Source organism: Microtetraspora malaysiensis (genome assembly GCF_001528665.1).
Classification (GTDB): Bacteria; Actinomycetota; Actinomycetes; order Streptosporangiales; family Streptosporangiaceae; genus Microtetraspora_A; species Microtetraspora_A malaysiensis.
Genome location: NZ_BBYJ01000010.1, coordinates 296,904 through 316,434 on the forward strand (window position 1 = coordinate 296,904; position 19,531 = coordinate 316,434).

At 70.4% G+C, this 19,531-nt stretch carries 17 protein-coding genes; 10 read left to right on the forward strand and 7 right to left on the reverse strand.

The window, feature by feature from the left end; all coding sequences use genetic code 11:
• Window positions 1–25 precede the first annotated feature (25 nt).
• Complete coding sequence (locus tag AWQ71_RS14970; RefSeq protein ID WP_067133053.1) at window positions 26–1,441, reverse strand: PucR family transcriptional regulator; 1,416 nt, start codon at window positions 1,439–1,441, stop codon at window positions 26–28.
• A gap of 96 nt (window positions 1,442–1,537) precedes the next feature.
• Here AWQ71_RS14970 and gabT point away from each other — a divergent pair, with 96 nt between their 5' ends.
• Window positions 1,538–2,893 carry a 4-aminobutyrate--2-oxoglutarate transaminase gene (gene gabT / locus AWQ71_RS14975; RefSeq protein WP_067133056.1) on the forward strand — a complete coding sequence of 452 codons (1,356 nt, stop codon included), beginning with the start codon at window positions 1,538–1,540 and terminating at the stop codon, window positions 2,891–2,893.
• Between the two features lie 196 nt (window positions 2,894–3,089).
• Window positions 3,090–3,302 (forward strand): hypothetical protein, encoded by a 213-nt coding sequence (locus tag AWQ71_RS14980; RefSeq protein ID WP_373282394.1) that lies wholly within the window; start codon window positions 3,090–3,092, stop codon window positions 3,300–3,302.
• Between the two features lie 21 nt (window positions 3,303–3,323).
• Here the strand turns inward: AWQ71_RS14980 and AWQ71_RS14985 are convergent, their stop codons facing one another.
• Together AWQ71_RS14985 and AWQ71_RS14990 are read right to left on the reverse strand one after the other, a co-directional pair.
• Window positions 3,324–4,697 carry an extracellular solute-binding protein gene (locus AWQ71_RS14985; RefSeq protein ID WP_157570356.1) on the reverse strand — a complete coding sequence of 458 codons (1,374 nt, stop codon included), beginning with the start codon at window positions 4,695–4,697 and terminating at the stop codon, window positions 3,324–3,326.
• Between the two features lie 103 nt (window positions 4,698–4,800).
• Window positions 4,801–6,126, reverse strand: coding sequence for an MFS transporter (locus AWQ71_RS14990; protein WP_169806568.1), 1,326 nt, complete (start codon window positions 6,124–6,126; stop codon window positions 4,801–4,803).
• Window positions 6,127–6,254: 128 nt separating this feature from the next.
• Between AWQ71_RS14990 and AWQ71_RS14995 the strand changes: the two genes are divergently transcribed.
• A complete protein-coding gene (locus AWQ71_RS14995; protein WP_067133067.1) occupies window positions 6,255–7,046 on the forward strand; it encodes an SAM-dependent methyltransferase in 792 nt (263 codons plus the stop codon).
• A 59-nt stretch (window positions 7,047–7,105) separates the two neighbouring features.
• Here AWQ71_RS14995 and AWQ71_RS15000 read toward each other — a convergent pair whose 3' ends face one another.
• From AWQ71_RS15000 to AWQ71_RS15010, 3 genes are all read right to left on the reverse strand, one after another.
• The gene (locus tag AWQ71_RS15000; protein WP_067133070.1) at window positions 7,106–8,611 is read right to left on the reverse strand and encodes a CoA-acylating methylmalonate-semialdehyde dehydrogenase; all 1,506 of its coding nucleotides are present in this window, start codon (window positions 8,609–8,611) and stop codon (window positions 7,106–7,108) included.
• Window positions 8,598–9,893 (reverse strand): aspartate aminotransferase family protein, encoded by a 1,296-nt coding sequence (locus AWQ71_RS15005; RefSeq protein WP_067133073.1) that lies wholly within the window; start codon window positions 9,891–9,893, stop codon window positions 8,598–8,600. Before AWQ71_RS15005 ends, AWQ71_RS15000 begins: the two co-directional genes overlap by 14 nt.
• Before the next feature lie 165 nt (window positions 9,894–10,058).
• A complete protein-coding gene (locus tag AWQ71_RS15010; protein ID WP_067133076.1) occupies window positions 10,059–11,546 on the reverse strand; it encodes an MFS transporter in 1,488 nt (495 codons plus the stop codon).
• 85 nt (window positions 11,547–11,631) lie between these two features.
• On the opposite strand from AWQ71_RS15010, the gene AWQ71_RS15015 reads away from it, so the two are divergent.
• From AWQ71_RS15015 to AWQ71_RS15040, 6 genes are all read left to right on the forward strand, one after another.
• Complete coding sequence (locus AWQ71_RS15015) at window positions 11,632–12,426, forward strand: TetR/AcrR family transcriptional regulator (RefSeq protein WP_084258904.1); 795 nt, start codon at window positions 11,632–11,634, stop codon at window positions 12,424–12,426.
• Window positions 12,427–12,510: 84 nt separating this feature from the next.
• Window positions 12,511–14,121 carry a PucR family transcriptional regulator gene (locus AWQ71_RS15020; protein WP_067133195.1) on the forward strand — a complete coding sequence of 537 codons (1,611 nt, stop codon included), beginning with the start codon at window positions 12,511–12,513 and terminating at the stop codon, window positions 14,119–14,121.
• Window positions 14,118–15,179, forward strand: coding sequence for a DmpA family aminopeptidase (locus tag AWQ71_RS15025; protein WP_067133082.1), 1,062 nt, complete (start codon window positions 14,118–14,120; stop codon window positions 15,177–15,179). Before AWQ71_RS15020 ends, AWQ71_RS15025 begins: the two co-directional genes overlap by 4 nt.
• The gene (locus tag AWQ71_RS15030; protein ID WP_157570357.1) at window positions 15,176–15,523 is read left to right on the forward strand and encodes a cupin domain-containing protein; all 348 of its coding nucleotides are present in this window, start codon (window positions 15,176–15,178) and stop codon (window positions 15,521–15,523) included. The genes AWQ71_RS15025 and AWQ71_RS15030 overlap by 4 nt, the downstream gene beginning before the upstream one ends.
• 98 nt (window positions 15,524–15,621) lie before the next feature.
• A complete protein-coding gene (locus AWQ71_RS15035; RefSeq protein WP_067133085.1) occupies window positions 15,622–15,834 on the forward strand; it encodes a hypothetical protein in 213 nt (70 codons plus the stop codon).
• 155 nt (window positions 15,835–15,989) lie between these two features.
• Window positions 15,990–17,465, forward strand: a complete 1,476-nt coding sequence (locus AWQ71_RS15040) for a phosphodiester glycosidase family protein (protein ID WP_067133088.1) — start codon at window positions 15,990–15,992, stop codon at window positions 17,463–17,465.
• Window positions 17,466–17,685: 220 nt separating this feature from the next.
• Here AWQ71_RS15040 and AWQ71_RS15045 read toward each other — a convergent pair whose 3' ends face one another.
• Window positions 17,686–18,570 (reverse strand): phenylalanine 4-monooxygenase, encoded by an 885-nt coding sequence (locus tag AWQ71_RS15045; RefSeq protein ID WP_067133090.1) that lies wholly within the window; start codon window positions 18,568–18,570, stop codon window positions 17,686–17,688.
• 132 nt (window positions 18,571–18,702) lie between these two features.
• Between AWQ71_RS15045 and AWQ71_RS15050 the strand changes: the two genes are divergently transcribed.
• Complete coding sequence (locus AWQ71_RS15050) at window positions 18,703–19,167, forward strand: Lrp/AsnC family transcriptional regulator (protein ID WP_067133093.1); 465 nt, start codon at window positions 18,703–18,705, stop codon at window positions 19,165–19,167.
• Window positions 19,168–19,531: the final 364 nt, after the last annotated feature.

Below are 19,531 nucleotides of genomic sequence, written 5' to 3' on the forward strand. Positions count from 1 at the left end.
TCTCGCCCGACCCCATCAGGCGAGGTCAGGCGGATCCGTAGCTGAGCGCGATCCACAGCTCGGCGCGCGCGGCGGGGTCGTCGAGGTCCCGCCCGAGCAGCTCGCTCACCCGCTTCATGCGGTAGCGCAGCGTGTGCCGGTGGACGCCGAGCCGCTGCGCGGCCGCGTCCCAGTGCCCGTTGCAGGCGAGGTACGCCCGGAGCGACTCGATGAGATCGGCGCGCGAGCCGTACTCGCGCAGCGGCGCGAGCAGCGCGGCGGAGAACGCCGCGGCGGCGGCCGGGTCGAGCAGGGAGAGCACACCCTGCCCGGCCAGCTCGGGGAACCGGGCGACCGGAGCGGCCGACGCCAGCGCGCGTTCCGCCTGGTCGAGCCCCAAGGCCAGCTCCGCGTACGCCACCGGCCCGCTGGCGCCGACCCGTCCCCGCCGGGCCACCCGCGCGATCACGCCCTCGGCCTCCGCCTGGCCGGCCAGCGTCACGGTCAGCCCCCCGTACGGGAAGCCGTGGGCGAGAGGCTCGTCGGTGTCGCAGGCGAGGACGACGAACGGCTCGGCGGGCAGCTCCTCGCCCATCGCGGCGACGGTCTCGCCCGCCGCCGCGCGCTCCCCCGCGAGCAGCAGCCGCAGCACGGCGGCGCGCACCCGCCGCTCGGCCGCCCGCTGCTCGCGCCCCTGCTCCAGCCCGAGAGTCAGCAACGATCCGGCCGCGTTGACGATGGTGTGGCCGACGGGGGTGAACGGCCGCGCGGAGCCCACCGCGAAGAAGCCGCGACGACCGAGCGGCTGCACGATCACGTGCTCGCCCGGCACGGACAGGGCGATGCTGGAGGGAGCTCCGGGGGCGCGCAGCCGCGCCAGCTCCGGCTCCAGCGCGTGGGCCCGCGCGGCCGGCTGTCCTGTGCGCGCGGCGTGGCGCACCGCCCCGGCGGGGTCGAGGAGCAGCGCCCAGCCGTCGATCTCACGGGCGAGCCGCTCGATCACGGCGCTCATGCCCTCCGGCTGGAGCGCGGCCCTGGTGAGCCGGCCCTGAGCGGCGAACGCGCGGCTGATCTCCTCGTACTGCTCGGCCGCGAGCAGCTCGCTGACCGCCTTGCCGATCGCGATGAACGGCGTGTCCCTCGGCACCTCGATGAGCGGAAGCCCGGCCGCGGCCGCCGCCTCGACCAGCTCGGCGGGCACGTCCTCGTGGGACAGGCCGACGCCGAAACCGAGCCCGGTGACGCCTCTGACGACCAGCCGCGACACGTACGGCAGGGCGTTGCCGGCGTCGAGCCGCATGCCGGTGGTGAGGACCAGTTCTCCGCCCTCAAGGAAGGGTGTGGGATCCTCGAGCTCGCTCACCGCCACCCAGCGGACCTGCCGGTCGAGCGCCGCCGCGCCCGCCAGGACCTCCAGATGGAGCGGGGCCATCGCCGTCACTCTGCGCAGCGTCGGCGCCATGTCGTCCTCGACTTATCCACCTGGTACAAACGAACATCACCATTGTGCCACGGCGACACATCGGCAGGCCGGGACGTGGGCCGTACCGTCGATGGCATGAGCACTGCCCCGCACGGCGGCCCCGGACTTCCCCAGGAGCGCCGCCTCGTCACCGAGATCCCCGGCCCCAAGTCGCGCGAGCTGTTCTCGCGCAAGCAGTCCGCCGTGCCCTCCGGCGTCGGCACGACTCTGCCCGTCTTCATCACCCAGGCCGGCGGCGGCGTGGTCGTGGACGTGGACGGCAACTCCCTGATCGACTTCGGTTCGGGCATCGCCGTGACGAGCGTCGGCAACGCCGCGCCGCGCGTCGTCGAGCGGGTCCAGAAGCAGGTCGCCGACTTCACCCACACCTGTTTCATGGTCACGCCATACGAGTCGTACGTCGCGGTGTGCGAGAAGCTCAACGCGCTCACCCCCGGAGACCACGAGAAGCGCACGTTCCTGGTGAACAGCGGCGCCGAGGCCGTCGAGAACGCCGTCAAGGTCGCCAGGAACGCGACCGGCCGCCAGGCGGTCGTCGTGTTCGACCACGGCTACCACGGCCGGACGCTGCTCACGATGACGCTGACCGCCAAGAACATGCCGTACAAGCACGGGTTCGGGCCGTTCGCTCCCGAGGTGTACCGGGCGCCGCTGGCCTACCCCTTCCGTTGGCCGACCGGTCCGGAGAACTGCGCCGACGAGGCCGCCGCCCAGGCGATCGACATGATCACCAAGCAGATCGGCGCCGAGAACGTCGCCGCCGTGGTCATCGAGCCGATCGCCGGTGAGGGTGGCTTCATCGAGCCGGCGCCCGGCTTCCTGCCCAAGATCGTCGAGTTCTGCAAGGCCAACGGCATCGTCTTCATCGCCGACGAGGTGCAGACCGGCTTCGCCCGCACCGGCGACATGTTCGCCTGCGAGCACGAGGGCATCGTCCCGGACATCATCGTCACGGCCAAGGGCATCGCGGGCGGCCTCCCGCTGGCGGCTGTGACCGGCCGGGCCGAGCTGCTCGACGCCGTCCACGGCGGCGGCCTCGGCGGCACGTACGGCGGCAACCCGCTCGCCTGCGAGGCGGCGCTCGGCGTGCTGGAGACCATCGAGGAGGAGAAGCTCGTCGAGCGCGCCGCGCACATCGGCGAGGTCATGCTCTCCCGCCTCAACGCGTTCAAGGAGCGCTTCGAGATCGTCGGCGAAGCCCGCGGCCGGGGCGCCATGGTCGCGATCGAGCTGGTGCAGCCCGGCGGCAAGGAGCCGAACGCGGCCGCCACCGCCGAGATCGCGCGCCGGTGCCACGCCGAGGGCCTGCTCGTGCTGACCGCCGGCACGTACGGGAACGTCCTGCGCTTCCTGCCGCCGCTCGTCATCTCCGACGAGCTGCTGGAGGAGGGCCTGTCCATTCTGGAGAAGGCCATCGCCGCGGTCGCGTAGGAAGCAAGGTTTACGGGGGGACACCCGGCTTCACGCCGGGTGTCCCTTTTGTTGTTATACGGTCTGCCACATGCCTGCGATTTAACCCGTGCTTGACATCTCCCTAATCGATCACACGCCGTAACCGCGTTATAACGGTTCGGGTATGCGAAGGGGGAACGCGATGGGGTGGGATCCGAAAGGGGCCGGAAGGCTCGTGCCGACGTTCGACCCCGCGGGCCTGACCGCGACCCAACTCGAAGGTGACGCCTGCGTGGTGTGCCACAAGAAATGGCCGCGACCCCGGGTTCTGGTGGGCCGGCTTCCCGACGACGCGCCCGTCCACGCGTGCGACGACTGCGCCGAGGCGCTGCTGCCCGTCCCGGAGGGCGCGGTGCCGCTCCAGCGCCGCAGCCGGGCGTTCTCCTGAGCGCTCCCCGAAGGCCGGGGATCAGCCCACGAGGCGCTTCCAGCGCTCGACCCACTGGCCATAGGGCACGCACACCCCGTCCCCGCCCGCGCAGTTCTTCGCCGGGCGCGAGGCGAAGTGAACATCGTCGAACGACTCGTCGTCCGCGCAGATCCGCCGCGTACGGCCGGCGCACGCCTCGCTGTTGGCCGGGGCCAGCCCCACCCACTCGGCCGCGTCCTTCTGCACCGCCACCGAGCTGACCCAGTCGAGCCACTCGTACGCGCACGAGGGGTGGGCGGCCGCCGAGGAGACCATCCACGCGTCGGCCCAGCCGGTCACCGGCCCGCTCGCCGCCTTCACCGGCCGGCCGCCTCGGGCCAGCACGTCCCGCTGGTACGGCGTGCCCTGGGCGAGCCGTACGGACCCGGAGGCGAACCCCTGGACGACCTCGATGGGGTCACGCCAGTAGACGCGGCCGGCCGGCTTCCCAAGGGACAGCAGCTTGACCGCGTCGTCGAGCTGGGACGGCGTGAGCTGGAAGGGGTCCTCGATGTCGGCTCCGCGCCGCTTCAGCACGAGGGCGGCGTCGGCGATCGTCAGCGGGCTGTCCTTGAGCATGACCTTGCCGGTGCCGCCGTAGAGTGCCGCCGCCGTCCTCGGCCCCTCCTTGGAGGAGTCGTAGAGGACCTCGTTGACCCCCCACAGGTACGGCACGCCGTACGCGTCGCCCTTACGCGTTTCCAGCCGGCGCAGCCGCTTGGGGATGTCGGGGTAGGCCGCGATCAGCGAGGTGTTCAGCGGGGCGACGGAGCCTTCGTCGATCAGCTTGCCCGCCACCTCGGGTGGGGCGGCGACCACGTCGAACGATCCGGGGTCGAGCGGCCGCGCCCCGGCGGCCGTCGCGGCGGCGTCGTAGGTGCGCAGGTTCACCTTGCAGCCGGTCCTCGCCTGGAACGGCGTCACCCAGTTGACCTTGGGGTCGGTGCCGCCCCATTCGACGTATCCGGGGAGCGCGAGGACGTTGACCGCGCCCTCCCCCGGCCCGGTCGAGGCGATCGGCGTGGGTGCCTTCTCCGGTTTGGACGGCGTGGCCGAGGTGGGGCTCGGCGACGGGCCGGTAGCGCGCGCCCGCGGCACGGCCCCGGATCCGGCCGCCGGGGTCCCCGCTCCCTGGGAGTGCGGCGTCGCCGTGGCTGTCGCCGTCGTGGCGGCGGTCGTGGTGACAGCCGTGGCGGCGGGGGTGGTCGAGGGGGTGGTCGCGGCCATCCCGGCCGTCGTCGGCTCCGTCGCGCCGCAGGCCGCGGCGAGCAGTCCGATGAGGGCGATGGTGGCGCACGGCACGGCGGTGCGCGGGCGCCGGGGAGCGCGGGCGGGGTGGGCACGGCGGGAAGGGCGGGCAGGACGGATCGCCACTCGGACCCCCTTAGGAAACGGACGTCCCGAGCCTACTGGCGCGGCGGCGGGACGACCCCGTTCGCGCGCCGCCGTCCCGTCCCGCCTTCCCTGAGGCCGCCCCTCAGACCGTGGTGAGCGCCTCGTGCGCGGGCCCCTCGTCGGCCCTGGCCTTGATGCGGTGCCGTACGACGAGGCCGAAGACGGCGACGAGCAGGCCGAAAACGCCGGCGACCACGAACGGCCCCGCGGGACGCCACGCGTCGTGGAGTGCCCCGCCGAGCGCCGAGATGATCATGACGCCGAGGGCGCCGCAGAGCGTGTGCACCCCGAACGCCGCCCCTCGCACCGCGGCGGGAACCTGCTGCGCCAGCATGGGCCCCGCGGTCGTGATGCCGGCGATCTCGCCGATGCCGATGAGCACGGCGACGATCATCATGCCCGGACCGAGGGGATCGCTGACGAGCAGCGTCGACAGGTAGGCGCCCGCGCCGATGAACTGGGCCAGGATGAGCAAGTCCTCGCGGCGCATGCGGTCGCCCAGCCAGCCGAAGAGGGGCGCGAACACCAGCGCGACGGTCTGCGAGATGCCGACCACCGCGCCCGCCTTCGCCAGCGCCTCGGCGCTCGACAGCCCGCCTTCGGCGGTCGCGTACTTGACGATCCAGAGCGACAGGAAGCTCACGACGATGGCGAGGTCGGCGCGCGCGACGAACGAGGCGGCGTAGGAGAGCGCGACGCCGGGATCGCGTCCGAGCACGAGCCCTTCGCGGACCAGACGGGTCAGCGGCGTGCGCTCGGTGGTGGCCGCGGCGGGAACCCGGGAGAGCGTCGCCCAGAGGAGGCCGGCCACGAGCAGGATGCCCGCCGCGATCAGCAGGAACGACACCCGGGTCGCCGCCACCGGATCCAGGCCGCGCTTCTCCATGGTCTGCGGCAGTTTGGCCACGGCCAGCACCGCGATCAGCGCGCCGAGCCCGCCGAAGACGCCGATGAGCCCGTACGACTTGCCGCGCGACCGTTCACGCACGTAGTCGATGGCGATCGTCGAGAGCATGGCGTTGATGGCCGCGACACCCAGCCCGAAAATCACCCTCAGGGCGACGAGGGCCGTGGTGTTGCCGGCGAAGGGGAACAGCAGTGCACCGATCGCGCACAACGCCAGACCGCCGACCACGATGAGGCGGCGGCCGAATCGGTCGGCGAGCGCGCCGTACCAGGCCAGGCTGAGGATCATCGCGAGCTCGGCGGACGAGGTCAGCAGGCCGACGATCGTGCCCTGCTCCGACTCGGGCACGCCGAGGATGGTGGTGAGGATGTGCGGCTGGGTCGACGGCAGGAAGGAGACGACTGCCGTCCCCGCGGTCGCGAGGAACAGCAGAGCCCACATGTTTCCTTTGGAGATGCCGTCCGCAAGCTGTGCGCCCAGCACGCGAGGCGGGGAAGTCACGGACCCGATCATGGCACCACAAAACCCCGATAAGCTAGCTTTTCCTCAGATATCCAGATATCTCAGCTTTTCCAGTGAATTCAGCCCGATACGCGGCGCGCGAGGATCAGCGATGAATAGGGGACGTGATGGGCGTCGAGTTTGATCCGAATACTCCCAATGCGGCACGGATGTACGACTATTACCTGGGCGGAAAGGACAACTTCCCCTCCGACCGCGCGGCGGCCGACCAGGTCCTGCGCTACGTGCCGGAGATCCCGATCGGGATCAGGGAGAACCGCGCCTTCCTGCAGCGCGCGGTGCGGTTCCTCGCCGAGCAGGGCGTCCGCCAGTTCCTCGACATCGGCGCCGGCCTGCCCACCCAGCAGAACGTGCACCAGGTGGTCGCCGAGGTAGCCCCCGAGGCCCGTACGGTCTACGTGGACAACGACCCGCAGGTGCTCGTCCACGCTCGCGCCCTGCTGCAGGACAGCCCCCAGGTGCTCGTCGTGGAGGGCGACCTCCGGCAGCCGGACGAGATCATGAACCACCCCGAGGTGCGCGGCCACCTGAACTTCGACGAGCCGATCGCCGTGCTGTTGCTGGCGATCGTCCACTTCATCCCGGACTCCGACGACCCCCTCGGCATCATCGCCCAGGTCCGGAGCGCGCTGCCCCCGGGCAGCCACATGGTCATCTCGCACGTGGCGGTGGACGAACGTCCCGAGTCCGCCCCCCCGGTCGAGGGCATCTACCGGAGCGCGTCCGCGCAGTTCGTGGCGCGCGTGTCCAGCGAGATCGAGCCGTTCTTCGACGGCCTGGACATGGTCGAGCCGGGCGTGGTCAACCTGCACGAGTGGCGGCCGGACAGCCCGGTGCTCGCGCCGCGCCTGGAGACGGTGAAGTCCTACTTCCTCTGCGGCGTCGGCAGCGTCAAGTAAGGCGACGCGCGCCGGGGCGTGTTCCCACGCCCCGGCGCGCGTCCGGCCGGTACGCCCCGTTACTTGTTGGTCGGGAAGCCGAGGTTCACGCCCCCGTGCGAGGGGTCGAGCCAGCGCGACGTCACGACCTTGCCCCGGGTGTAGAAGTGCACGCCCTCGGTGCCGTGGACGTGCGTGTCGCCGAAGAGCGACGCCTTCCAGCCGCCGAAGCTGTAGAACGCCATCGGCACGGGGATCGGCACGTTGATGCCGACCATGCCGACCTCCACCTCGTTCTGGAAGCGCCGGGCCGCGCCGCCGTCGTTGGTGAAGATCGCGGTGCCGTTGCCGTACTCGCCGGTGTTGATCAGCTCCAGGCCCTCCTCGTACGACTTGACCCGCACGACGGACAGGACCGGGCCGAAGATCTCCTCGCGGTGGACCCGGGAGTTGGCCGGGACGTGGTCGAGCACGGTGGGGCCGAGCCAGAAGCCCGGGGTCTGCGCGGCGGCCGCCCCACCCTGGACGGGCGTCTCGCGGCCGTCGACCACGAGCTTGGCGCCCTCCTCCAGGCCGAGGTCGATGTAGGAGGCCACCTTGTCGCGGTGGACCTCGGTGACCAGCGGGCCCATCTCGGACGTCGGCTGGTCGCCGGGGCCGATGGTGAGCTTCCCGACCCGCTCGACGATCTTGCTCACCAGCTCGTCGCCGACCGGGTCCACGGCGAGCACGACGGAGATCGCCATGCACCGCTCGCCGGCCGAGCCGAAGCCCGCCGACACGGCCGAGTCCGCGACCAGGTCCAGGTCCGCGTCGGGCAGCACGAGCATGTGGTTCTTGGCGCCGCCCAGCGCCTGGACCCGCTTGCCGTGCGCGGTCCCCGTCTCGTACACGTACCGGGCGATCGGGGTCGAGCCGACGAAGGAGACGGCCGCGACGGAGGGGTGCTCAAGCAGCCGGTCGACGGCGACCTTGTCGCCCTGGACGACGTTGAACACGCCGTCGGGCAGGCCCGCCTGCTTCCACAGCTCGGCGATCAGCAGCGACGCGGAGGGGTCGCGCTCCGACGGCTTGAGGATGAACGTGTTCCCGCAGGCGATCGCCACGGGGAACATCCACATCGGCACCATCGCCGGGAAGTTGAACGGCGTGATCCCGGCGACCACGCCGAGCGGCTGCCGGATGGAGTACGAGTCCACGCGGGTGGAGACGTTCTCGGAGAAACCGCCCTTGAGCAGGTGCGGGATGCCGCAGGCGAACTCCACGACCTCGATGCCGCGGGCGACCTCGCCGAGCGCGTCGGAGTGCACCTTGCCGTGCTCGGCGCTGATCAGCGCGGCCAGCTCGTCGCGGTTCCGGTCCAGCAGCTCGCGGAAGCGGAAGAGGATCTGGGCCCGCTTGACCAGCGACGCGTCGCGCCAGGCGGGGAACGCCGCCTTCGCCGCCTCGACGGCGGCGTCCACGTCCTCGACGGCCGCGAGCTCGACGGCGCCGCCGACCTCGCCCGTGGCCGGGTTGAAGATCTCGGAGGTGCGGCCCCCGCCGGAGACGCGGGTCCCGTTGATCCAGTGGTTAACGTGCTTCATCGTTGACGGTCTCCAGAGCGGTGATCATGATGTCCAGGCCCTCCCGGGCCTCGTCCTCGGTCAAGGTGAGCGGCGGGGCCATGCGGAGCGCGCTGCCCTGCAGGCCGCCCTTGCCGACGAGCAGACCGAGCTTGCGGGTCTCCTCCATGAAGCGGACGGCCAGCGCGGGGGCGGGCGCCTTCGTGCCCGGGTCCATGAGTTCGATCGCGAACATCAGGCCCTTGCCGCGGACCTCCTTGACGATCGGCAACCGGGCCGCGGCCTCGCGCAGGCCGGAGATGATGATCTCGCCCGTCTTGGCGGCGTTGGCCTGCAGGTCGTTGTCGAGGACGTAGTCGAGGGTAGCCCTCGCCGCCGCCATCGAGATGGGGTTGCCGCCGAAGGTGGCCACGCCGAGCGCGTGCGGCCCGTCCATCAGGTCGCGCCGGGCGACGACGCCGCCGACCGCGAAGCCGTTGCCGAGCCCCTTGGCGAAGGTCATCATGTCGGGCGTCACGCCGTGGTTCTGGATGCCGAAGAACGCGGAGCCGGTCCGGCCCCAGCCGGTCTGGACCTCGTCGGAGATGAGGAGGATGCCCTCCTCGTCCAGGACCTCCTTGTACGCCGCGAACAGGCCGTCGGGGGCCATGGTGAAGCCGCCGACCCCCTGGATCGGCTCGGCGATCAGCGCCGCGACGTTGTTCGACACGCCGGTGGAGAGCACGTGCCGCAGGTCGTCGACGCAGGCCTCGATGTAGGCGGCGTCCGACATCCCGCGGAACTGGGCGAGGTGCCGGTCGGTTCCGTGCAGGAAGTGCACGTTGAGCGGCGAGAGCGAGTTGTTCTTCCACGACCGGTTGCTGGTGACGCTGATCGCGCCGAAGGAGCGGCCGTGGTAGCTCTGCCGCATGGCCAGGACCTGGTCCGACTTGCGCGCGTAGGTGGCGAGCAGCAGCGCGGTCTCGTTCGCCTCGGTGCCGGAGTTGGTGAAGAAGACCTTGGCGTCCTCGATGCCGGAAAGCTTGGCGATCTTCTCGGCCAGCTCGATCTGCCCGCGCAGCAGGTACGCCGTGGACGTGTGGACCACACCGGTGGCGAGCTGCCGCTCGACGGCCTCGCGCACCTCGGGCACGTCGTACCCGATCATGTTGGTCAGGATCCCGATGAAGAAGTCGAGGTAGCTCTTGCCGGAGGAGTCGACGACACGGTTGCCCTTGCCGCTGACGATCTCGAGGGGCTCTTCGTAGTTCAGAGCGAGCCAGTTGGGCATTACCGCGCGGTGGCGGGCAAGAAGGTCCGACATGGTGTCGAGTATCCCGCCTCGCGTCCTCCGCTCCCACCCGCACCATGTCGGCGTTCTCATGTTCCGCCTTACATGATGAAACCTCCGAAAAGACATCCGCATGTCCGGACAAATAGAGGTACGGCCGCCGGGGCGCAGCGGCCGTACCTTGGGCGAAGCGACAGGTCAGGCCGGCGTGCCCGCCGTGGGCGCCCCCGCGACGGGCGCATCGGCCGCCGGCGTCCCCGCCGCGGCCGAGCGGCGTAGCACCAGCAGAGCCACCACCGCGGCGGCCAGCGAGCAGCCGACCCCGACGAGGGAGCCGACGGACATGGCCGACACGAACGCCTCCTTGGCCGTGGCCACGATCGACGGATCTCCCAGAGCCAGCGCTCCGCTGATCGAGTCGCGCGCCGCCTCGGGCGCCGACTCCGGCATCGCCGCGGTGTACGCCCCGGCCAGCACGCTGCCGAGCACGGCCACCGACAGCGCCATGCCGACCTGCTGGACGGTGTCGTTCAGCGCGGACCCGACGCCCGCGTGCTCGGCCGGCACCGCGCCCATCAACGTCGCGTACGCCGCGGGACCGGCGAGACCGCCGCCGACGCCCATGACGATCAGGCCGGTGATGAGCGTGCCATACCCGCCGGTGAGCGTGGAGAGCACGCCGAACCCGGCGGCCATCACGAACAGGCCGACCACGATCAGCGTGCGGTTGCTGACCTTCTTGCCCAGCCCGGCGCCGAGCCCGTTGAACACGAGCGCGGCCACGACGTACGGCAGCAGCGCGAGCCCCGCGCGCATCGGCTCGTAGCCGAGCACGAACTGAAGGTACTGCGTGAGCGCCAGCATCAGCGCGCCCGAGCCGAAGGAGAGCAGCACGATGGAGAAGCAGGCGCCGCTGAACGACCGGTCGCGGAACAGCCCGAGCGGAAGCATGGGGTGCTCGGCCCGGCGCTCCCAGAACACGAACCCGGCGAGCGCGATCACCGCGACCGCGAGGGAGAGCGGGTCCAGGCCGTCGGTGGGCAGGACGATGACGACCCACACCAGGGCGGCCATGCCGACGACCGACAGGACGACGCCCACGGGGTCGATCTTCCGGGTCGAACCGCGCGTCTCGGGCATCAGCACCACGGCGGCGATGACGGCGAGCGCGGCGATCGGCACGTTGAGCAGGAAGACCGAGCCCCAGTAGTAGTGCTGGAGGAGGAACCCGCCGATCGTCGGCCCCGCGATCACGCCGAGCATCGCGACCGAGCTCCAGGCGGCGATGGCCTTGCGCCGCTCCGACTCGTCGAAGACGGTGATCAGGATCGAAAGCGTGGACGGCATGATGAACGAGCCGCCGACGCCCATCAGCGCCCGCGCGCCGATGAGCTGCCACGGCTGCCCCGCGAGCATCGCCAGCACGGAGGCCCCGCCGAAGAAGACCAGGCCGACGATGAGCATGCGGCGCCGGCCGTATCGGTCGGAGAGGCTTCCCGCGGTGAGCAGCAGGCCCGCGAACACCAGGACGTACGAATCGATGATCCATTGAACGTCCGACGGACTGGCTCCCAGGTCCCGCATGAGCGCGGGGATCGCCAGGTTGAGCACGGTGTTGTCCACGACGAGGACAAGCAGGCTCAGGCAGAGAACGCCGAGGATCCACCACCGGCGCGGATGTGACATCGTTCTTCCTCTCGTACAGTGTGCGATTCAGCTCGCACACTGTACGATAAACCTCGTACGCCGTGCGAGGAAATATCCTGTGATGATGTCAGCGAAGCCCTTCACCTCCGTCTGGACCCGGGAACGCAAGGGGCGGCGTGAGCAGGGGCTCAGCCGCGACCAGATCGTTCGCGCCGCCATCGAACTGCTCGACGCGGAGGGGCTCGACGCGCTGAGCATGCGCAAGCTCGGCGCCCGGCTCGGCGCGGGGGCGACCAGCCTCTACTGGCACGTCGCAAACAAGGACGAGCTGCTCGAACTCGCCATGGACGAGGTCTACCGCGAGGTGCCGACACCCGTCGGGGCGAGCTGGCGCGAGACCGCGGGGGCCATCGCGTGGGGCCTGCGCGGGGCGATCCTCGCGCACCCGTGGTCCGTCGGGCTCATCGGAGTGCTGCCGGGCATCGGGCCGAACGCGCTGGTGATGTCGGACCTGCTGGTCAAGGCGTGCAAGGAGGCCGGGTTCCAGGGCGTCGACATCGACTTCGCCGTCGGGGCCGTCGTCGCGTACACCCTCGGCTCCGCCGTACCCGAGGCGGCATGGCGCGGCATGCTGAACCGTTCGGGCGACTCCCCGTGCGAGGTCCAGACCGAGATGATGCCGACGATCGAGGGACTGGCCGCCGGGCACCCCGACCTGCTCGAACAGTACAAGGACTACACCGCCAGCGGCATCGATCCCTTGATCGGACGGCAGATCGCCTTCGACTACGGCCTGGTCGCACTGCTCGACGGTCTCGACGCGCGCCGGCCCCGGCCCGACACCGGCCCAGAAGAGCGCGGGACCGAACGGGTCCGCGGGGAGCGGGCAGCTCAGGACGCGCCCAGGACCAGCCCTTAGTGGCGGAGACGCGGGTCGACTCCGCGTCATCCTGTCAGGCTGGCCCGCATCGGCCTTACATAATGATCAGGTAGCCTCATGGGCATGCTTCCGACGGTCGCCGACGTGCTCGCGCTCGACGCCGTCCGGCGTGGCAACCCACGGGTGGTGGCCGGCTCGGACCGGCTGGACACCCGCGTGCGTTGGGTCCACGTCGGCGAGATCAGCGACATCGCCACCATGCTGCGCGGCGGTGAGCTGGTGCTCACCACCGGCGTCGCCCTGCCCGACGAGCCCGACAAGCTCGCTGACTACATCGCCGACCTGGCCTCGGTCGGCGCCTCCGGCCTCGTGGTCGAGCTCGGACGCAAGTTCGTGCGCGAGCTGCCCCGCCTGGTCGTCAAGGCGGCGGAGGAACACGGCCTGCCCCTGATCGTGCTGGCCCGCGAGACGCCGTTCGTGCAGATCACCGAGTCGGTGCACGCCCGGATCATCGACATCCAGCTCCAGGAGCTGCGGGCGTCCGAGCAGTTGCACGAGGTGTTCACCGAGCTGTCGGTCGAGGGCGCGCCCCCGGCCGAGGTGCTCGGCCAGGTCGCCCGCTTCTCCGGCCGGCCGGTCCTGCTGGAGAACCTCGCCCACCAGGTGCTCGCCTGCGACACCGCCGGCCGCGACACGGGAACACTGCTGGCGAGCTGGGAGACCCGCTCCCGCGGGGTCGCCCCCGACGAGCGCACCGCGTACGACGCGGCCTCGGGCTGGCTGATCACCACGGTCGGCGCCCGGGGACAGGACTGGGGCCGGCTGATCCTGCTCTGCGACGGCGAGCCCAGCCCCCGCGACATCGTGCTCGCCGAGCGGGCCGCCACCACGCTCGCGCTCAGCCGTCTGCTCGAACGCCACCAGGAGTCCCTGGAACGCCAGGCCCACGGCACGATCATCACCGGCATCCTGACCCACGCGTACGCCGACCCGGAGGAGGCGGCCGCCCGGGCCCGCGCCGTCGGCGTGCCGCTCACCGGGCGGAAGCTGGTCAGCGCCGTCATCCGGCTGACCGGCCCCACCGACACGGCGCTGGGCGAGCAGGCCCAGCTCGGAGAGCTGGCCGAGGCGGGCGCGGCGGCGTGCCGCGACGCCAAGCTACCCGCCCTGGTCGGCACACTGGACCAGCACCACGTCGGCCTGCTGATCCCCCTGCCTCCGCGCCTCACGGCCGAGGCCGCGCTCAACGCGCTCGCCGACCGGCTGCGCACCTCCTACACCGGCACGTTCGTGCTCGCCGCCGGCTCCGTGGTCGAGTCCATCAGGGACGTACGACGCAGCTTCCTCGAAGCCGAGCAGGTGGCGGACGTGGCGGTGCGCCAGCCCGACGGGCGGGCCTTCTACCGGCTGCCCGACCTGCGGCTGCGCGGCCTGCTCCACCTGCTGCGCGACGACTCCCGGTTGCAGACCTTCGCCGAGCGCGAGCTCGGCACGCTGCTCGCCCACGACGCCCAGCGCAACGGCGACCTGACCCGCATCCTGCGGATCTATCTGGACGCCGGGCGCAACAAGGCCGTCGCCGCGCAGAAGGCCCACCTGTCCCGGCCGGCGTTCTACGACCGGCTGCGCCGCCTCGAACGCGTTTTGGACACAGACCTGGACGATGTTGAATCGTGCCTGTCACTTCACGTGGCACTGCTTGCCTTGGAATCCTTTCGAAGGGAGGCCCGTTGAGGGCTCGCGAGCACGGCATCGTTATCGGCACGGGAACGCCTGGGCCGCACAACGCCATCACCGACGTCGCCGGAGTGCGTGTCGGCCACACAACGCTGATCAGTGGCGAGGGAGCCCGGGTCACCGGTCAGGGCCCGGTCCGCACCGGAGTGACGGTCATCCTCCCTCACGGGGATTCGACCTTCGACGAGCCCCTGTACGCCGGCCTCCACTGGCTCAACGGCTGCGGCGAGATCACCGGCATGCCCGTCCTGGAGGAGTTCGGGGTGCTCACCTCCCCGATCGCCCTGACCAACACCGCCTCGGTGGGCGTGGTCAGGGACGCGTTGGTGGAGCTTGAGATCGCCGCCACCGGCAAGCCGGCGTGGTCGCAGCCGGTCGTGGGTGAGACCTGGGACGGTCGGCTCAACGACATCAGCGGCCAGCACGTCCGGCGTGAGCACGTCCACCAGGCGTACCGCGAGGCCAGTGGGGGCCCGGTCGCCGAAGGCTCGGTCGGCGGCGGCACCGGCATGATCTGCCACGGTTTCAAGGGCGGCATCGGCACGGCCTCACGCGTCGTGGACGGCTACACGGTCGGCGTCCTCGTCCAGGCCAACCACGGCAAGAGGGAACGGCTGACGGTCAACGGGGTCAACGTCGGCGAGCGACTGCCCGCCAAGCCGGTGGCCAACGAGGGCGCCGGTTCGATCATCGGCATCGTGGCGACCGACGCGCCGCTCCTCCCCCACCAGTGCAGGCGGCTCGCGCAGCGCGCCGGGCTCGGCGTCGCCCGGACCGGTGGCGCCGGCGAGAACTTCAGCGGCGACGGCTTCCTGTGCTTCTCCACCGGGAACAGGAACATCCCCTCTGCGGCGCTGGACTCGGCCACGCCGCGCACGTACCAGGTGACCGCACTCTCCGACGAGTACATCGACCCGTTGTTCTACGCGGTCATCGAGGCGACCGAGGAAGCCATCGTCAACGCGCTGGTCGCGGCTGAGACCATGACCGGAGCCGACGATCTGACCATTACCGGCCTCGATGGGGCCACTCTGGCAAAGGTGCTGACCACGTGATTTCCGACAACCTGGCCGCCGCCGGGGCGATCGCCCTCCCCGTCGCCGACGTGGAGCTGGAGCCGTACGACCTGGACCCGGGCCAGATCGTCTCCGGTGACCCGAGAGTGGCGCTGGCGCAGCTCAGCCCGGGTCGCGGCGTGTGGGAGATCACGCCGGGCGTGGTCACCGACGTCGAGGCCGACGAGATCTTCGTCGTGCTCACCGGCCGCGCCACGATCGAGGTCGAGGGCGGGGCGACCGTCGAGGTCGGCCCCGGCGACGTCTGCCTGCTCGCCGAGGGTGCCAAGACGACCTGGACGGTGCACGAGACGCTCCGGAAGGTCTACCACTCCCGATCCTGACCCCGGCGGGAGCGGTTTTCCCACCCAGGTGTAAGACCTATCGCACCGGCCACGTTCCGTAGGGATGCGTGCACGGTGCGATGTGGTTTTCTCGATGGGTGCAGACGACCAGCGAACCTGAGATCAGTCCGGACACCGTGGTCCGCGCCCTGTCCGCCCGCTTCCCCCGATGGACGATCTGGTGGGGCAAGGCCACCTCGCACTACTGGGGGCTCTCCCGCCGCCGGGACGGCGTGCTCGTCTACGTCGAGGCGCACTCGGCGCGGGAGTTCATGCAGCGGGCCCGCGAGATCGACTCCCACCATCCTTAGCGATTAGTCCCCTTTAGGGGAGAGTGTCGTAATTGTCGGAATTTTGCGGATGCGAATCTCGCCACATTTTTCGATAATTACCGGTTTTCGCTCCCGTCGCATTGCGTTTCTCGCCACCATGGTCATTTCACGGACCACGAATGGGAGAGACCGCAATGAAACGCCGCCTGATCGCCGGCGCCGCCGCCCTGGCCGTCGGGATGCCGACGCTTGTCGGGCTGACCACGTCCAGCGCCGTCGCCGCTCCGGTCACCGGCCTGCCCACGACCGCATTCCCCCTCGGCCAGGCCGGCGTCCCCAAGTCGGCGCACAAGTCCCTCGGCCCCGGCATCGACTACTTCACCGTGAAGCACGGCACCTCCAAGGACGGCTACACGGTCAGCGTCATCGCCGGGGGCAAGGACTTCATGACCGAGGCCACCGCGCAGACCCAGGCGGTCGCCGTCCAGGACGCCGGGATGACGCCGGTCATCGTGAAGTTCACCCGGCCCGCCGTCGCCGACTTCCCCGCCGCCGACTTCTGGTCGGTCCACGTCGGCTCCTGGTCCCTCAAGGACAAGGACGAGGCCGCCAAGGTCGTGAAGGAGCTGAAGAAGGCCGGCATCAGCTCCAAGGTCGACTACACCGGCGACGACGGCTTCCAGACCTCCGGCCCCTGGTCGATGCGGGTGGTCACGATCGACCCGCGCACCTTCCGTGGCTCGTTCCGGTCCTCCCTCGGCGTCAGCGTCGCCAAGCGTGAAACGGTCTCCTCGATGGCCAAGGCCGCCGGAGCCACGGTCGCCGTCAACGGCGGGTTCTTCGACATCCACACCCTCAAGAACCTGCGTGGCGACCCGACCGGCCTCTCCGTCGTCAACGGAAAGCTGCTCAGCGAAGCCGTCGCCGGCCGCATCGGCATCGTCCTCAAGGGCCGCACGGCCCGCATCACCGAGCTCTCCTCCAGCGTCGTCGCGAACGCCGGTGGCACCAAGGCCGTCGTCGCGGGGGTGAACCGGGTCGCCAAGCCCGACGAGCTGGTCATGTACACCGAGGAGTTCGGCGCCAAGACCCCCAAGGACGACGGCACCGAAGTCGTGCTCGACGCCTCGGGCAAGGTCATCGCGGTGCGCTCCCCCGGCGCCGCCGTCACGCGCGGCACTCGTGTCCTGCACGGCGTCGGCGCCGCCGCCGACTGGCTGTGGGAGTACGCCGAGGAGGGCGCCACCGTCCAGGTGACGACCACCATCACCGACCTGCGGACCAGGAGGACGATCCCGCTCACCCCGGAGACCAGCGTCATCGCCGGCGCGATCGGCCTGGTCCGCGGTGGCCAGACCGCGATCACCGCGAACCGGGACGGCATGGCCAACGTCAACATGATCCTGCGCCGCCACCCCCGCACCCTCGCCGGAGTGACCGCGTCCGGGAAGCTGATCCTCGCCGTGGTCGACGGCCGGGACCCGGGCAAGAGCGTCGGCGCGTCCTTCATCGAGGCGGCGCAGATCATGCGCTGGCTGGGCGCCCGCGACGCGATCAACCTGGACGGCGGCGGTTCCAGCGTCATGGTGATCGGCAAGAAGGTCGTCAACCGCCCGTCCGACGGCGTCGAGCGCGGTGTCGGCGACGCTCTGCTCGTCCTGCCCGAGTAAGGCCCGCACGAGCCACTGACGACGCCACGGCGGCTCCTCGGCCCGGCCCCAGCCGGTGCCCGAGGAGCCGCTATCCGTTCTCCCGACGGTTCAGCCGCTGTTCCAGTACGCCTGTTCCGGGGCGGGTCAGACCGCGGTTCCAGTGTGTCGATCCAGGGTGTCCACCGCCGCTCCAGGATGTCGACCACCGCTCCGGCGCGGCGACCGCCGTTCCGGTGGCTCAGCCGTCAGCGAGGAGGCGCGCGATGCTGTCGTCGTCGCATGTCGCCCAGAAGGACCCCACGACGTCTTCGAGCTGGTCGAACGACATCGCCTCGAACAACACGTCCTGATACTTCGTGATGTCGTACTCCGTCGTTCCCATGGCCTTGAGATCGAGCGGCCGGATGTCCATGCCCCTGAACTCCTCGATCTCGCCGTACGAGCTGAGAATCCCCGCGCCGTACGCCTTCAGCTCCGACGCCTCCCGCATCACGCCGAACTCCAGCGTGAACCAGAAGACCTTCGAGACGAACTGGAGGGCGTCCTCGCTCTCGACCCTCCGCGCCGCCCCACCCGCGACCCGGTACAGCTCCGCGAACCGGTCCGAGGCCAGCGTGTTCGCGTGACCGATCACCTCGTGGATGATGTCCGGCTCCGGAGTGTAGAACGGGACGGAATGGTGCCGGATGTACTGGGTCGAGTGGAAGTATCCGTCCGCCAGCACGCCGTAGAACTCCCGTAGCGGGACGAGACCCGCCGCTGGGATGTAGCGGAACCCGGTGAGCGGATAGAGGCGGTCACTGACCTCCTGAAGCTGGGGGATGTGATCCTTCGGCAACCCCAGCCGCTCGGTCGCGTCCAGGAACTCCCTGATCGCGTACCGCTGGTGTTTGGCCGCCAGTTCCCGTGACACCAGAGCCCACACCTGATGCTCTTCCTCGGTGTACTCCGCGTGCGGGACGGGATCGCCCAGCTGATAGTTCAGCGCCAGGGCGGCGATGGCGTTGCGCCGCTCACGGTAGACCGCGTCGGCGAATCCGGGGTGGCTGGACGCCAACTCCACGGTGACCGAGCCGTCTTCCCGCTTGGCGACGGGAGCGAAGTATTGGGCTTCCTCGAACATACTTAGATATGACAGCAAGTCGGCTTTCGGCTGGCAAGAGCGACCAGTCCAAGTACACGGACCGTTCAATATCGCCATCGTTATCCGCTTTTGACTGGTCAAATCGCACAGTGTCGGCGTAACGTCAGCTTCATGCTCGACGCTCTGGACAGCAAGCTCTTGATCACGATGCGTGACAACCCGAGGATCGGGCTGACCGAGCTCTCCCGCCTCCTCGGCGTCGCCCGCGGCACGGTCCAGGCCCGCCTGGAGAAGCTCACCGCCCGGGGCGTGATCGGCGACTTCGGACCCACCGTGATGACCGAGGAGATCGGCTATCCGATCCTCGCCTTCGCGTCGCTCCAGATCGCCCAGGGCAAGCTCGCCGAAGCCGTCGAGGCACTCCACGTGATCCCCGAAATCCTCGAGGTGTACGGCACGAGCGGCCAAGCCGACCTCCTCTGCCGGGTGGTCGCCCGCAACACGCCACACCTCCAGGAGATCATCGCCCGCATCCTCGCCTCGCCCGCCGTCCAGCGCACGGACACGACGATCGCCCTCTCCACCCAGATCCCGTACCGCATCACCCCCTTGCTCACCGCGGCCGTGTCACCGTGACCCCATCGCACGGCGCTGAGCCTCTTCGGCGCTGCTGCCGCCTGGGGCCATAGGACCTGCCGTGGCTGAGCGCTGAGCCTCTTCGGCGTTACGCAGGGCTAAAGCCTGTAACGCCGCCGCCACGCCTGGGGCCGTAGGCGCTGCGCAGAGCTGAGCCTTCTCGGCGTTGCGCAGGGCTGAGGTCCGTAGGCGCTGCGCAGGGCTGAGGTCCGTAGGCGTTGCGCAGGGCTGAGGTCCGTAGGCGCTGCGGCGGGGGCTGCTCCGGCCGGCCGTGATAGTTACGCCCCCGGGATGCCGCTCCCGCGGCCATCGCGGGCACGGTGGTACATGGCACGGTCCTACGCCGGCCTCCGCAACCCCCGCC

Bases quoted from the DNA above. Each gene is read 5' to 3' on its own strand.
- AWQ71_RS14970 (WP_067133053.1), bottom strand. From the start codon at position 1,441: ATGGCGCCGACGCTGCGCAGAGTGACGGCGATGGCCCCGCTCCATCTG.
- gabT (WP_067133056.1), top strand. From the start codon at position 1,538: ATGAGCACTGCCCCGCACGGCGGCCCCGGACTTCCCCAGGAGCGCCGC.
- AWQ71_RS14995 (WP_067133067.1), top strand. From the start codon at position 6,255: ATGGGCGTCGAGTTTGATCCGAATACTCCCAATGCGGCACGGATGTAC.
- AWQ71_RS15000 (WP_067133070.1), bottom strand. From the start codon at position 8,611: ATGAAGCACGTTAACCACTGGATCAACGGGACCCGCGTCTCCGGCGGG.
- AWQ71_RS15005 (WP_067133073.1), bottom strand. From the start codon at position 9,893: ATGTCGGACCTTCTTGCCCGCCACCGCGCGGTAATGCCCAACTGGCTC.
- AWQ71_RS15010 (WP_067133076.1), bottom strand. From the start codon at position 11,546: ATGTCACATCCGCGCCGGTGGTGGATCCTCGGCGTTCTCTGCCTGAGC.
- AWQ71_RS15015 (WP_084258904.1), top strand. From the start codon at position 11,632: ATGTCAGCGAAGCCCTTCACCTCCGTCTGGACCCGGGAACGCAAGGGG.
- AWQ71_RS15020 (WP_067133195.1), top strand. From the start codon at position 12,511: ATGCTTCCGACGGTCGCCGACGTGCTCGCGCTCGACGCCGTCCGGCGT.
- AWQ71_RS15040 (WP_067133088.1), top strand. From the start codon at position 15,990: ATGAAACGCCGCCTGATCGCCGGCGCCGCCGCCCTGGCCGTCGGGATG.
- AWQ71_RS15045 (WP_067133090.1), bottom strand. From the start codon at position 18,570: ATGTTCGAGGAAGCCCAATACTTCGCTCCCGTCGCCAAGCGGGAAGAC.
- AWQ71_RS15050 (WP_067133093.1), top strand. From the start codon at position 18,703: ATGCTCGACGCTCTGGACAGCAAGCTCTTGATCACGATGCGTGACAAC.